The organism is Rhodococcus sp. IEGM1428 (genome assembly GCF_050321865.1).
Lineage (GTDB): Bacteria > Actinomycetota > Actinomycetes > Mycobacteriales > Mycobacteriaceae > Rhodococcoides.
Genome location: NZ_JBNQFW010000001.1, coordinates 1,666,534 through 1,679,987, shown reverse-complemented (window position 1 = coordinate 1,679,987; position 13,454 = coordinate 1,666,534). Strand labels below are relative to the sequence as shown.

Genomic DNA, 13,454 nt, shown 5'->3' with positions numbered 1-13,454 from the left:
ACGATTACACATTCGATACCGCCTGTCCGCTGCGCTGATCGACCGATCCAACGGTGGTGACGGCCAGGTCGTCCTCGACGACCTGTCCGTCACCACTCCACAGCAACAGCGATTGTCGCTCGCGGGTCAACGTCCCCCGCCCACGGTCGGCATCTGACCGCTCAGAGAGCGTGGAGTCAGCCGTTTCTGGTCGGACCCGTCGGGGTTCATCGATGCAATCTCAGGCCGAGAGCCGGTGGCGACGTCGGTCACCAGTTCACCTGCCTGTGTGACCGCCCGGTCGTACAGGATGCGCGAGCCGTCAGGCGTGAACTTCGGGTGTACGGCGTAGGTATCGGTGAGAGGAGTGATTTCCCCTCCGCCGGAGGGCATTGTGTAGATCTCGGAGCCGTTGTTGCCGCCTCGGTTACTGGAGAAGACGAGCGTCGACCCGTCGGGAGAAAAGGCCGGGTCGGAGTTCCAGAACTGGTCGCGCAGAAGCACTGTCGATTCTCCGCCGTCGACAGACACTTCGTTCAGGTAGCCGCCGGTGACGTAGACGACCCGTGAGCTATCCGGGGAGAATGTCGCTCCGAAGGCCGACTCTTGTTGTGCGATGACGTGTGTGTCGGATCCGTCCACGTTCATGATGTTGATGCTGCCGTTCGAGGTGAACGCGATCTTGGATCCGTCCGGTGAGAAAGCCGGTTCGTAGCCACCTTCGTGCACCGACCTCGATTCACCCGACTCGAGGTCGAGGATCTCGATGAACCGGCCTCGGGCGTACGCGAGCTGCTTGCCATCGGGGGAGAGGGCGGCGTCGTTCCCGTAGTTCGGGTCGTGGCTGTCTTCGCCCACGGTCGGGGTGACCTGGCGCAAGCCGGAGCCGTCGATGTTCATGATGAACAGCTGGCCCCATCCGTCGTCGAAGGCCACGACCACCGGTGTCGGCTCGGGTGGAGGGTGATCGGCGCATGCTGCCGCGAGCAGTGTCGGCGCGACGAGCGCGGAGATCAGCCGGATTCGATGCATCGGGCAATCATCTCAGAATCGCAGTATGCAGAACCCTGGTACACGGCCCTGCCTGCTGTTGAGGTCGTGGCTCCTTGCCCATTCGTATTTCCGAATGGGCAAGGAGCAGCGCGGACGAGCCGCACTCAGTCGGCGACCAACTGCGTCGTTTCGAAGTACCCACCTCGAGCACGCTCACGTTGTCTGCCGATGACGTAGCGGCCCGGGGCAATTCCGGTGGCTCCGTGTTCGGGGTGGATCAGGTAGGCGGTCACTGCGTTGTCGAGAATTCCGAGTGCCAGACGCCGCGTATCGCTCACCGGTGTCGACCACGTGCATCGGCCGCCGTCGGCTACGAGGCTGTGGGGATTTCCGCCCGCTGCGCTACGCAGCAACTCGATTCCGGACAGGGGCACGGCGTCGATGCGCGTCCACACCCCGGTGGAGACGACGCCTTCGAGTAGCGCGTACGGAACCACGATGAGGTCGCCTTGGGCTTGCATGCCGTCGATGATCGGCACCGAGATCTCCTTGTCGAGATAGTCGAAGACATCGAGGCCGGTCATCGATGTCAATGTGGACAGGGTCATGTTCTGGTTCATCTGAGTCACCTTGTGTGAGAGTAGGTTCAGGTTCGGCGGAGCAATTGGGCGTAGTTTTCTCCGCTGAGGCCGTAGGTCCAGCCTGCGGCGTCGAGGGCCGAGGAGAATTCACCTGGAACGTAGAGGCCGTAGTGTCTGCGCTGGCCGTCGCGTTCGCGAGACCCATTGACAGCGACAAGCACTCGACCCTCGCCGCCCCAGCCGGCGGGGGTGGCGAACAGCTGCAGGGTGCAGCCGTCGTTGCCAGGATCGTCGGTGTTGTCGACCAGCGCGAGTCCTGCAGCGTCGATGTAGTTGTCCCACCCGATGCGTTCGATTGCGGAGCGGCGGATCTCGACGTTGCGTTCGACGGTGATGCGTTCGACGCTCGGGTCGAGCACCACCCAATCCGGCACGATTGTGCCGTTCAGGACGTATGCCGCACTGCCGTCAGCGAATTGGAGCGCCGGTTCGTCGTGGTGGTGCAGCCGTCGTTCACCGTGTACTCGATCGGGAATGGGTTCGGAGTGCAGCGCGGTCGGTCGTTCGGACATGACGCAGACGTCGTCGAACGCCCACCACCATCCCGTCGATTCGGTCAGGGCAACAAGTGCGTCGAGCAGTTCGTTGTCCTGTGGTTGGAAGGTTGCGAGGCCGAGGCGGCGGTATATGTCGTAGTACGCGATGCGGTGAGCTTCTTGCTGGCCGTACCAGGGGATTCCGCCGACAAGGGGCGGCATCAGTGTCCTTATTGCTGCTGCGACGCCGTCGAACAAGCTGGTGCGCAACGAGTCCCACACCGTCGATCGGATGATCGGGTTGAGTCCGATGCCCGCGCGGACCGACATTTCGGGTGGCTGATTTCGTACCGCAGCCGCTGTGCGACCTTGAGCTGCTCTGAGCGCCTGAGACTGGATCGTCATCGGCCACCGGGGTGGTGGCCGTTCGCTCACCGGCAACCGAATGCATGCGTCCATTCGGGACCGTGAAATGGAGAGCAGTGTCGCGATGCGAGCCGATGCACAGGTGGGGCCCTCGACGGCAAAGGTCACAGCGTAAGCCAGGTTGTCCTCGGCGATGCGGGCCGCTGCAGCAGCCGGAGACAGTTCCCATACGAAGCGGGGAACGGGGAGGTCGGCATGTCGATACAGCTGTGCCACAGCAGATTCGGCAGAGTGTCGATCCGATGGTCCGGCGCGCATTCCGTGACCGAGATAGGTATCGCGCTTGGACACGACACTGCGAATGAGTTCTGAATGTGGGTCTTCGATGAGTGTCCCGTGCGACGAAGAAGTCGAGGGGATCCGCACGGCGCTCACGCGATGGAGGCTGTGTCAGCCTTTCCGGTAGTCATACGAACAGAGTGACATAAATGTTGCGTCGCCGCTAGTGTTGACTTGTTTATTCTTTGAGGGCCATTGCATTTCGACGGCTGTGCGTGGCCCGGAAACGCGGGTGGGCCGCGCAGCACGGGTCGCGAAGTCGCGAGCGGGGTAGCGTTCCATGTCATCGAGCTTCCTGTCGGGCCGTGTCGATTTGGATACGTCAGACCTACGAACAGACTTGGAGGCCAGCAACGTGAGCGATCGAAACCCCTCGACAGACGACGACTACGACACCGGCCTGGAAGAACCCGCCATCGACGGCGATGAACCAACGTCGACCCGTGAGCTGATCGAAGACTCTCGGCCCGATTCCAACACGGTTGACGACGGGCTTCTCGCAACCGACACGGAAGAGGCAGTGCCAGGGGAAGGCTGGACCTCGCACGGGAAATAGGCAGGCCAGGAGTGCGCGAACTGCACGATCGGTCAGCGTTAGTTGACATAATGTTGATTATCGGCAAAACTTCGACGTGCAGTTCGCTGAACCCGGACAAGTTTCCCTCGAATTGTTGATTCGAGCGTAGCTTTTCACTGTTCGGTTTCGAGTCGATGTGATTCCGCCCGTCGGTGTCGTCATGCAAGCGAGGAATGTGGCGCGCATCGAGTGAGCAGCTCTCGCAGCCGCCGGCCCTTGTCTGTCCACTGTCATGGGATCGGCTCACTTCGGCTCGGACGGTACGCCCTCACCTCCACTCGCCCGCTTGGCCTTAATTCGTCACTGTGACGAATTAAGGCCAAGCGGGCGAGTCTCGATATTCACTGTCGCTTCGGTCGAATGTGCTGGCTACCGCACAAGACCTCTGGTTAGCATTCGTCGATGGACGCGTTTACTGAGACATTCCGTCGTCGGAGCTCGAACCGCCGGGTTACCGCGGTGCTGATCGCCCTCTTCGCGGCACTCGGCCTCGTCGGTTGCTCCGACGACTCGTCCGCCGACGCCGGTTTCGACACGCTGACATCGAGTCAGCGTGTCTACGACCGAACGGGTTACTCGCTGGATCCGTCGCAGATCTCGGACATCCAGCGTCAGTTGGAGATCGTGAAATCCGAAACCGGTGCTGACGTGATCGCGTACGTGCGTGAACTCGATGCGGATTCCGATGACACGCTGGATCAGGTCGAAGACCTGCAGCAGAGATGGGTGTCCGCGGCAGGCGTAGACCAGGATACTGCGGGCGCGATCCTGATAAACCGGGTGCCGGGAAAGGTCGACGAGGCTCGCGCGGGCATTTTTCTCGGCAGCACGTACGACGACGGCAACGTTCCGCGGGACGAGCAAGAGGCCATCGTCGAGGACGCACTGATTCCGCCGCTGCGAGATGGTGACGTCGCTGGCAGCCTGACCGCAGGGATAGACCGCCTGAGGTCCGACATCAGCAACGGTCCGCCAGTGACGGCCCTGGACAGGGTCGCCGACGGTCCCGGCTCGACATGGCTGCCATGGGCCGGTTCGGTGATCGCGCTTCTCGGGCTGCTCGTGGTGGGAACGGTGTTTCGTACCCGCGCGAAACCGACTGTCTCCCAACAATCCCCGACCACGGTCCGACCGGACCAGGCCACCGATGCAGCGTACGCGACCGCCCTGGTGCACCGCAGCGCGCAGCCCGGCGGCGTACCGGGGACGGTACTGGCGCTTGCCACCGCCGATGCGCTCACCTTCGAGCAAGACAAGAAGCCGGGAAAGTTCGACAAAGGAACGGTCAGGATCAGACTTCTCGATCGAACCCGTGTCCAAGGAGAGATCCAACAGGCGGTCTGGTCGATGCTCGCAGAACGTGCAGAAGACGATGTCGTCCACGGCGACGAGTTGACGAAGGTCGCGCGGGGTCCCGGCGCAACGAAAGATCTCGTGGACAGCAGACTGCACTCCAGCGGATTCGTTGCCGACCACACAGGTCGACGCCGGGCAGCGCTGGCCGGTCTGGGCGTACTCGGCGGAACGGTCGCGATCGGAGGAATCGCCGTTGCGACGTCGGGTGCCCCGACGATGTGGCTTGCGGTAGTGGCATCAGCCTTGCTCTTCGTTGCGGGACTGTCGACGGCGATCGTGTACTCGCGGTTCTCGGTCGCAGGCCTGGACGCCTCCCGCCCCTGGGAGGCATACCGAGACGGACTGAAACAGGCCGCCAAGGACAACGATGAGTCGGTCGATCTCGATGGAGCTCTGCCCGACATCGTTGCATTCGGCTTGGCCCCCTATTTTCGCAAACGACTGGAGGCCGCAACCGACCCCGGGAATGACACGCCGCTGCGAGCTTTCACATCACCCGAGGGTGCAAAATACGCGACGGGCGGGCCCGCGGTGCTCCCCTGGGCGGCGTTCTCCGGAGTGTTCGTGTCCGGTGGTAGCGGATCTGTTGCCTCGGGTGGAGGTGCAGGTGGAGGAGGCGGAGCGGCAGGCAGTACCTGATCGATCGGTCGATGTCCCACTTCGTTCGGAATGATGACGATTCTGCATTGCAGCGAACAGGGAAAGAGATCATCGGGAAAGCCCGATCCTGCAACTCGTTTCCGGTTACGGTTCTCGGAGGCGCACAATCTCTATCAGGGGTTTTCATGATCGCTGTACGCGCACTCTTCGCTGAATCGGTTCATTCGTCCGAATCTCGACGGGACAATCCAGTTGTGCTCGACCTCGATGCCGGTCGAGTCACAATCGCGCAATTCTTCATCGGAATGGCCACAGTCATCATCGGGCTGATCGGACTCCTCAGTGCGCCCACCGAGGAATACGACGGGATCGGTGTCGTCGTCGTGGTGCTCGTCAGCCTCACCACGTTTCCCGTGTCTGTTCGATGGTTTATCGGTGGGTGGCCGACGCCGAAGGCACTCGTTGCCTACGTGGTCTATGCCGACGTGTCGATAGGTGCCTGCCTGCTGCTCAAGCAAGATCTACTCACCGCAGTCGGCGGCACCGTGCTGTTCGCAGTGGTCACCATGTTCGCTGTCATAGCCGTGCGGCCGCCTGTGTATTGGATGCACATGGCCGCAACCGTCGTCGTTCTCGTGATCGTTTCCGTCAGGGCAGCCCTGAACGATGCCGCCAGTGTGTGGGTCGTGGCGGCTCACTCGCTAACCATGCTGCTCATGTTCGCGGCACCGATGATCCTGGTCATCTATGTCAGTGAATTGCGTTCCCGTGCACAAGAATCGCTGGTCGACCCGCTGACCGGCTTGCGTAATCGTCGCGGGCTTTTCGCCGCGGTCGAAACGACATTGCTGAATTCGCAGAAAGATCGATCTGCTGTGATGAGTGCTGTGGTTCTCGACGTGGACGGTATGAAGCACGTGAACGACACTCTCGGTCACCACACCGGCGACGCTGTTCTGGTGGATCTGGCGCAACATTTGCGTGCAGTCACCGCAAACAAATGGGTGGTCGCTCGACTCGGCGGAGATGAATTCGCCTGTGTTTCCGTAGCGGAACCGGGGACCACGGAGCCGTGCATCGAGGCCCTGGTGGCTGCGTTGTCCGACACACGAATGATTTCGGGGCTCTCGGTCAGCGTGGGCTCGGCTACCACCGACGTGAGCGTCGGCGACGCGGAACAGGCCGTACTGCTCCTGCTTCGAACCGCCGACGCCGAGATGTACCGAGCGAAGAGCGCCAGGAGACAGGCCGACTACGGCGGCTCCGCGCCAGGCTGACTACTCCCCCACGCCCCGCAGCAAGACGTACATGTCCGACGCCTCTACGGGCAGACCGGGCAAGGTCGCCACACTCGGCGAGCGGCTGTAGGACTCGACCCGCTGGCTCATCTGGAGTTGCCCGGTATGTGCGGCTCGTCGGACTCGGGGTCGACTCCGTCGCCGAGGGGGCTTGGGGAACCGTGTCCCACTTGATCCGCCAGCTCCAGTCCGGCACCGGCGTAGACGTTGAACGCGATGTCCACACCGTGTTCCTTGGCCCACTGAACTTCGTCGTCGTAGCGGGCGACGGCCGCGACGGTTCCGCTGAATCCGGATTCGCGGAGACAGGCGAGTGCTGTGACGTTGGCTCCGTGACGTGGCATTGCCAGCACCGCGATCCGCACGGATTCCGAGTGCCGCAGTTGATTCCAGAAATCGAGATCGGTGGCGTCCCCCTCCAGCACTCGCAGACCCTGTTCCGCGAGACGACGAATTCGAGGACCGTCGTAGTCGACCCCCACCACGCTGAGCCGGTAGTGCTCGGTAAGCCGCTGATACGCCGCGAACCCGACACGCCCCATCCCGATCACGACGACCTCGGCGTCGCCTGCGTCCCCGGAGCGTTCCTCCGGGTGCAGGCTCTGATCGTCCTGATCAGGCAACCGCGCCGCGATCTTCTCCACCATCAGGTGCCCCCGGCCGTTCACCAGAGCCGACACGACGAAGCTCAACGCCACGGCGATCGACATCTCGACCAGCCACGCCGGTGCCAGCAGCCCGGTCGTCACTCCCACCGAAACGACGATCAGACCGAATTCGGAGTAGTTCATCAGGCTCAATCCCGCGAGCAGCGCGGTTCGATACCGCAGTTTCATCATGGCGAACAGCGCCAGGTACAGCACCGATTTGAGCGGCAGTAGGAGCACCATCAGCAGGGCGACGCCGAGGCTGGGAACATCGGGCAACCCGGAGAGGCCGATGGAAACGAAGAAGCCCACCAACAGCAGTTCCTTGATATGAAACAACGATCGGGACAGCTCGGAGGAAGCCGGATGCGATGCCAGAAGAACGCCGATGATCAAGGCTCCCAGATCGCCTTTGAGCCCCAGCGTGGAAAACAAGGCGTAACCCGGAACGAGGGCCATCACGATGCCGAAGAGCGACTGCATCTCGCCGTGGCCCAGCCCGCTCCATACCTTTCGGAGGATACGTGTCAGGGGCCACAGGAGTACGAGAGTCACCGCCCAGGGACTGGGCAGTGTGCCGCTGGTGACGGTAAGGAACACCACGGCAACGATGTCCTGCATCACGAGCACACCGATGGCCACACGACCGTAGAGTGCGTGCGATTCGCCTCGTTCTTCGAGAACTTTGACGACGAATACTGTGCTCGAGAAAGACATTGCGAACGCGAGCAATGCGATCGTCGTCGTGCTCTGCCCGGATAGCATGGCCATTCCGGCGACGGCCGCGAGCCAGAGGACGGTGGTACCGAGCACCACGCTGATGACCAGATGGATCGACGTCGTCAGCCACACTTCTCGGCGCAGCAGAATTCGCACGTCGAGCTTGAGACCGATGGCGAACAGCAGCAATGTGACGCCGAGGTCTGCCATCAGCTCGAGTTGGGGCAGATCACCGATGTCGAGGGCATTGATGACGAAGCCGGCCGCCAGGAAGCCAACCAGTGGAGGTAGCCGGACAGCCATGGCGAGTCCGCCCAAGCCGAAGGCGATGACGAGGTAGATCGCGGCAACTGTCATGCACGGTCTCTCTGCTGGTGGGTCGCAACCGGATCTCCAACGGCGCGACGACATCGGCATATGCAGTCGGAGTGACCCAAGTATCCCGGCATTCCGGCTATTTCACAGCGCACACCGTCCCGACGACAACGGCGACCGGCGAAGGCGTACCTTCGCCGATCGCCGTTGCTGCGATCGAACGTTCGTCCTCTATCGGTCGGAAGGTCTCAGAGCTCGAATTCGGCCGGATCGATTCCCACTGCGAAACATGCATTGCGGACGGCAGCCTTCTCGTGATCGTCGAAATGACCGTCTGCGCCGCCGATGATGATGCCGATCTGGATGACGGCTCGCGCCTGGTCGGGCTTCGACTTCAGCTTGCCGATCGTGGCAGTTGCTTCGACCTTCCCGAAGTCGAAGTCACCCTGCAGCTTGTCGCAGTACCAGTCGAACTTCTGACGAAGTTCGTCGGATTCGAACACCCGCAGAGCCTCGTTACCGGCGATCAGGGCTGCTGTCTTCTGACGCTCGGCAGGATCGATGGTGCCGTCTGCTGCCGCGATGAGCGCGCACATGGCCATGCTGCCGTTGGCAAATTCCTTGTTCTTGAACTGGCTGGTCTTGGTTTGCAGCTGACCGTTCAGTTCTTGTGCCTTGGACTTGAGTTGATCCCAGAACGCCATGGAGCTCCTCTTCGTGTTCTTTCATCCGCGCACATGCGCGAACTCCGTCCATTGTCCATGCTGCCGGTGAACGAGGATGGAACCTCAGTTCGGTGTGGTCGATTCACCAGACCTTCCCTGCCTTCCTCAGCGCAGCCGCTCCGCATCGCGCGCTTTGGTCAACAGTTCGACACACAAGCGGTGCAGTTCCGTGGCGTCGGCACCTTCAGAGACTGCGGTGCTGACGTCCTCGGCGGCGCAGCGAACCTCGAACGCTCGATCGGCAGCCGCCGACGCCTCTTCGGCCGTCAAGATGACGGCGTCGTCGGGAATCGAGGTTTCCTTCATCGCACTGCGCTGCTCGTAGGCACGTTGGCGACACGACTGACGGCAGTACCGTCGCTTGCGTCCGGTTCCGGAGTCGGCGACAGGGCGTCCGCACCATGTGCACGTCTGGTCACGGCGGGTTCTGACGGACATGGTCGTTCAGCCTACTGCGGCCGGAAGGTAAGATGCATTCACCAGCTGCGACGATGGCATCGCGCCGGGGCTCCATCGGCCCGGGAACGAACCGACGCGCGGCGACGTTGTAGATCAGTGGGTAGACGGTGTAGCTCGGTGTCGACCGATGACGCCGACTCGCGTACCTACTATCGATGGAGAGGACTTCACCATGGCAGATCGTGTACTTCGAGGTAGCCGACTCGGAGCCGTGAGCTACGAGACCGATCGTGATCACGACCTGGCACCTCGCCGCGTTGCACGCTACCGATGCGACAACGGTGAGGAGTTCGACGTTCCCTTCGCCGACGACGCAGAAATCCCCGGCACCTGGGCTTGCCGAAACGGTCTCGAAGGGTCGCTGATCGAGGGAACCGCGCCGGAGGCCAAGAAGGTCAAGCCGCCGCGCACCCACTGGGACATGCTGCTCGAACGGCGCTCGGTGGACGAGCTGGAAGAACTCCTCAAAGAGCGCTTGGATTTGTTGAAGGTCAAGCGCCGCGGAGCATGAGTACCGTCGCCTGCACCGCCTGATTGGAAACAATCCGGCGGTGCAGTTTTTTTGTGCTATTCCAACTCGACGTACGTTCCGGGTGAGGGCGGTGTGTTTATCGTCGCGCTTTCCTGCGTTCCAATACTGTTGAGTGGCGGTGAAACCGCGCGAGGTGTCATGATCGAGCATCGATTACCGCGTGCAGGACGTAGATCGGCAATGTCTGCCGTAACAATTGTCGGTGCATTCCGATAATCATCACCACTGGAGTCGAAACATCAGGGGGCAGTAACTCGTGAGCCAGGATTCTGATCAACGCTCCAACGACGCTCTGCGCACAGCTGCCTCCGAGGCGAAATCCGAAGGTCATCGCGCTGTAGGTGAGCAGAAGCTCGCCGAGCTGAGGCGTGAGTTGGACGGGATAGACGAAGTTCTGCGCGCTGCAATTCGAGACCGTATCGATGTGTGTGTCCGAGTTGCACATGTGAAGCGCGAACATTCCATTCCGATGATGCAACCCGGCCGCGTCGGTTTGGTGACCGAACGCGCCCGAGAATTCGCGTCCGAAAACGGCCTGTCCCCCGACTTCCTCGAAGAGCTGTACCGATCGATGATTGCCGAAGCATGTCGCGTCGAGGACTTGATCATCGATTCTCCGGCCGCCGGGCTCGGCCCCGAGAGTGAACGGTAGAGCACGTCGATGACCATCAACACACTCCTAGTGGACAACTACGATTCGTTCACCTACAACCTGTACAGCCTGCTGGCGGAGGTCAACGGCCGTCCGCCGACAGTGGTCAAGAACGACGTCGAGTGGACGTCTCTGAACTTCGACGCCTACGACAACGTCGTCATCTCCCCCGGACCCGGACGCCCTGATCTGGAGCAGGACTTCGGCATCAGCAGTCGAGTGATCACCGAATCCGGTCTCCCGATCCTCGGTGTGTGCCTCGGGCACCAGGGGCTGTGCCACCTGTTCGGTGGCAGTGTCGATCTCGCACCGGCACCGATGCACGGCAGGATCACCGATATCACTCATACCGGTGTCGATCTCTTCGCCGGAATCCCGTCTCCCTACTCGGTGGTTCGGTATCACTCACTGGTCGTGACGCGAACACCCGCCGACTTCGAGGAAGTCGCATGGACACCCGACGGCTTGGTGATGGCAGTTCGGCATCGCAGCAAGCCGATGTGGGGAGTGCAATTCCATCCCGAGTCCATCAGCACCGAGTACGGACGTGAACTGCTCGCCAACTTCCGAGACCTGACATTGGCGCAGTCCAACGCATCGAGTGCTGCAGGTACCCAGGATTCGATGTTCACCATCGAAACTCGCTCTCTCGACGAGGCTTTCGATCCCGAGCAGGTTTTCGCCACGCTCTACGCCGACGGTAAGAAGAGTTTCTGGCTGGACGGCAGTGCAGCACTCGAGCCCGAATGCAGGTTCACCGTCATGGGCGACTGCTCGGGGCCACACGCCGAGTACGTGACCTACTCCGTTGCCGAGACCATGGTGTCCGTGCAGGGTGCCGACGGTACGACGGAGCGCGTTCACTCCACGTTCTTCGACTACATCGACGATCGATTGCGCGAGCGCGCCACTCCCCCTCGCCACGACCTTCCGTTTGCCTTCGGACTCGGCTACGTCGGATATCTCGGCTACGAGTTGAAGGCCGACACCGGCGGACAATTGGTGCATACAGCTGCCACCCCCGATGCCTCCATGGTCTTCGCGGATCGCGCGTTGGTCTTCGACCACGAGGCCGGCACCCTCTATCTGATGGGATTGGCCACCACGCCCGGTGACCCCGTCTTGGCGCAGTGGTTCGACTCGACAACCGCCACACTGCGCGGCCTGTTCGGTCGATCCGCACAGGCGGCCCGCTCCGGCATGGGCGCGTCCGGTACTCCTCTGCTCGGAGCAGCGCACTCGCTCGAACCGCGACTGCGGCACGATCGCGCCCACTACCTCGATTTGATTTCCCAGTGCCTCGCCGAAATCCGCTCCGGTGAAACCTACGAGGTCTGTTTGACGAACACCGCTACGTTGGCGGGTTCGATCGACCCTGCGGCAACGTATTCGTATATGCGGGAGATCAACCCGACCCCGTACAGTGCGTTCTTGAATTTTCCCGAGGTGTCGGTCTTGAGCGCGTCACCCGAGCGCTTCCTACGAATCGACGCAGACCGCATCGTGGAGTCCAAGCCCATCAAAGGAACTCGTCCACGCGGAGCGACTTCCGAAGAGGACAACGCACTCAAGGCCGACCTCGTCGCAAACGAGAAGGACAAGGCCGAGAACCTCATGATCGTCGATCTGGTCCGCAACGATCTGGCTCAGGTGTGCATTCCTGGTTCGGTGCATGTGCCGAAGCTGTTCGATGTCGAGACCTATGCTCCTGTGCATCAATTGGTGTCGACGGTTCGCGGTCGTCTGCGTGACGACGCGTCGGCGGCGGACTGTATCCGCGCTGCGTTTCCGGGTGGATCCATGACCGGGGCCCCGAAGATCCGCACCATGGCGATCATCGACAAGCTCGAAGACGGTCCGCGCGGAGTGTATTCGGGTGCCATCGGCTACTTCTCGATCACGGGCACTGCGGACTTCTCGATCGTCATCCGCACGATCGTCGCCACCGAGCACGAGGTGACCTACGGGGTCGGCGGTGCGATCGTGGCACTGTCCGATCCCGATGAGGAGTTCGAGGAAACGATGGTCAAGGCCGTGTCCATGCGCCGGGCGCTGACCGGCCGAACGTAAAACGGAGGGTAGGGCGCTTGCCGCCCTACCCTCCGTGTCGTGTGCGTCTGTGTAAGCGCTTGTCGCGTCTTACGGAGCGGTGAAGTACTCGAAGACTGCGGGCTGTGCCTGCGGGTTGCCGTTGGCCGTTCCGATGACCGCGCCGGCGACGGTTCCGATCACAGTTCCGATGATGCAACCGGAAATGAAGTTCGGGAAGATGGACACGCAGCCGATGGCGAAGCCGAGGCCTGCACCGATTGCCGTACCGACGCCGCCGCCGTTGTTCCAGCCGATTGCCAGCTGGTTGACCATGTTGTCGAACGCCTGCTGCTTGGTACGAGGGCCCACAGCGTCGGCGACGGGAACAGTCTGCGGAGTCAAGGTCAGCTCGCGACCCTCGGCACCGATCAGGGGTGCGATCGAGTAGACCGTGCCGTTGATGGTGTACTCCAGCGGAACCGATGCGAGCGTGGCACCGGACTGATCGATGATCGACACTGTCTCGCTCGTCGCATCGACCCGGAACAGTCCGGCGTCGAGGATGGTCTTGACGGATCCATCCGGGTTGACCGACGTCTGGTAGTTCACCGTGTCCGACGACGGGTCTGCCACGGCGTGGCCCGCTCCGGTGGCTACCGCAGCGGTCAACGCCACCGCGACCGTAGCTGTTCTGATCAGTTTCACTTCTGTCCCCTGGTTGTAGTGACGAGCATTCGACCGCATTCGT

Annotated in this window: 14 protein-coding genes; 6 read left to right on the top strand and 8 right to left on the bottom strand. The window is 61.9% G+C overall.

Annotated features, from left to right (window positions below):
• Positions 1-4: 4 nt before the first annotated feature.
• From ACQR3T_RS07720 to ACQR3T_RS07705, 4 genes are all read right to left on the bottom strand, one after another.
• Positions 5-130 (bottom strand): hypothetical protein, encoded by a 126-nt coding sequence (locus ACQR3T_RS07720; protein WP_428692916.1) that lies wholly within the window; start codon positions 128-130, stop codon positions 5-7.
• The gene (locus ACQR3T_RS07715; RefSeq protein WP_428692915.1) at positions 127-1,011 is read right to left on the bottom strand and encodes a TolB family protein; all 885 of its coding nucleotides are present in this window, start codon (positions 1,009-1,011) and stop codon (positions 127-129) included. The genes ACQR3T_RS07720 and ACQR3T_RS07715 overlap by 4 nt, the downstream gene beginning before the upstream one ends.
• A gap of 125 nt (positions 1,012-1,136) precedes the next feature.
• Positions 1,137-1,592, bottom strand: a complete 456-nt coding sequence (locus ACQR3T_RS07710; protein WP_037173700.1) for a hypothetical protein — start codon at positions 1,590-1,592, stop codon at positions 1,137-1,139.
• Between the two features lie 26 nt (positions 1,593-1,618).
• On the bottom strand, positions 1,619-2,890 hold the full coding sequence (locus tag ACQR3T_RS07705) for a DUF6745 domain-containing protein (protein WP_428692914.1): 1,272 nt from the start codon (positions 2,888-2,890) through the stop codon (positions 1,619-1,621).
• Between the two features lie 259 nt (positions 2,891-3,149).
• Between ACQR3T_RS07705 and ACQR3T_RS07700 the strand changes: the two genes are divergently transcribed.
• The 3 genes from ACQR3T_RS07700 to ACQR3T_RS07690 all read left to right on the top strand — a co-directional run bounded on the left by ACQR3T_RS07700 (position 3,150) and on the right by ACQR3T_RS07690 (position 6,604).
• Positions 3,150-3,350 carry a hypothetical protein gene (locus ACQR3T_RS07700; RefSeq protein WP_428692913.1) on the top strand — a complete coding sequence of 67 codons (201 nt, stop codon included), beginning with the start codon at positions 3,150-3,152 and terminating at the stop codon, positions 3,348-3,350.
• A gap of 423 nt (positions 3,351-3,773) precedes the next feature.
• On the top strand, positions 3,774-5,366 hold the full coding sequence (locus ACQR3T_RS07695) for a TPM domain-containing protein (RefSeq protein ID WP_428692912.1): 1,593 nt from the start codon (positions 3,774-3,776) through the stop codon (positions 5,364-5,366).
• 146 nt (positions 5,367-5,512) lie between these two features.
• Positions 5,513-6,604: a diguanylate cyclase domain-containing protein gene (locus ACQR3T_RS07690; RefSeq protein ID WP_428692911.1), complete on the top strand. Its 1,092-nt coding sequence runs from the start codon at positions 5,513-5,515 to the stop codon at positions 6,602-6,604.
• A 107-nt stretch (positions 6,605-6,711) separates the two neighbouring features.
• On the opposite strand, the gene ACQR3T_RS07685 is transcribed toward ACQR3T_RS07690, so the two are convergent.
• The 3 genes from ACQR3T_RS07685 to ACQR3T_RS07675 all read right to left on the bottom strand — a co-directional run bounded on the left by ACQR3T_RS07685 (position 6,712) and on the right by ACQR3T_RS07675 (position 9,470).
• The gene (locus ACQR3T_RS07685; protein WP_428692910.1) at positions 6,712-8,349 is read right to left on the bottom strand and encodes a cation:proton antiporter; all 1,638 of its coding nucleotides are present in this window, start codon (positions 8,347-8,349) and stop codon (positions 6,712-6,714) included.
• Positions 8,350-8,555: 206 nt separating this feature from the next.
• Positions 8,556-9,011: a tellurite resistance TerB family protein gene (locus ACQR3T_RS07680; RefSeq protein ID WP_027497122.1), complete on the bottom strand. Its 456-nt coding sequence runs from the start codon at positions 9,009-9,011 to the stop codon at positions 8,556-8,558.
• Between the two features lie 126 nt (positions 9,012-9,137).
• Positions 9,138-9,470 carry a hypothetical protein gene (locus ACQR3T_RS07675; protein WP_269606598.1) on the bottom strand — a complete coding sequence of 111 codons (333 nt, stop codon included), beginning with the start codon at positions 9,468-9,470 and terminating at the stop codon, positions 9,138-9,140.
• Positions 9,471-9,663: 193 nt separating this feature from the next.
• Between ACQR3T_RS07675 and ACQR3T_RS07670 the strand changes: the two genes are divergently transcribed.
• The 3 genes from ACQR3T_RS07670 to pabB all read left to right on the top strand — a co-directional run bounded on the left by ACQR3T_RS07670 (position 9,664) and on the right by pabB (position 12,745).
• Entirely contained in the window at positions 9,664-10,002 is a 339-nt protein-coding gene (locus tag ACQR3T_RS07670) for an RNA polymerase-binding protein RbpA (protein ID WP_027497120.1), read from the top strand.
• A gap of 277 nt (positions 10,003-10,279) precedes the next feature.
• Positions 10,280-10,675: a chorismate mutase family protein gene (locus ACQR3T_RS07665; protein WP_197914613.1), complete on the top strand. Its 396-nt coding sequence runs from the start codon at positions 10,280-10,282 to the stop codon at positions 10,673-10,675.
• Positions 10,676-10,684: 9 nt separating this feature from the next.
• Positions 10,685-12,745 carry an aminodeoxychorismate synthase component I gene (pabB, locus tag ACQR3T_RS07660; protein WP_428692909.1) on the top strand — a complete coding sequence of 687 codons (2,061 nt, stop codon included), beginning with the start codon at positions 10,685-10,687 and terminating at the stop codon, positions 12,743-12,745.
• A 69-nt stretch (positions 12,746-12,814) separates the two neighbouring features.
• On the opposite strand, the gene ACQR3T_RS07655 is transcribed toward pabB, so the two are convergent.
• The gene (locus ACQR3T_RS07655) at positions 12,815-13,411 is read right to left on the bottom strand and encodes a hypothetical protein (RefSeq protein ID WP_428692908.1); all 597 of its coding nucleotides are present in this window, start codon (positions 13,409-13,411) and stop codon (positions 12,815-12,817) included.
• Positions 13,412-13,454: the final 43 nt, after the last annotated feature.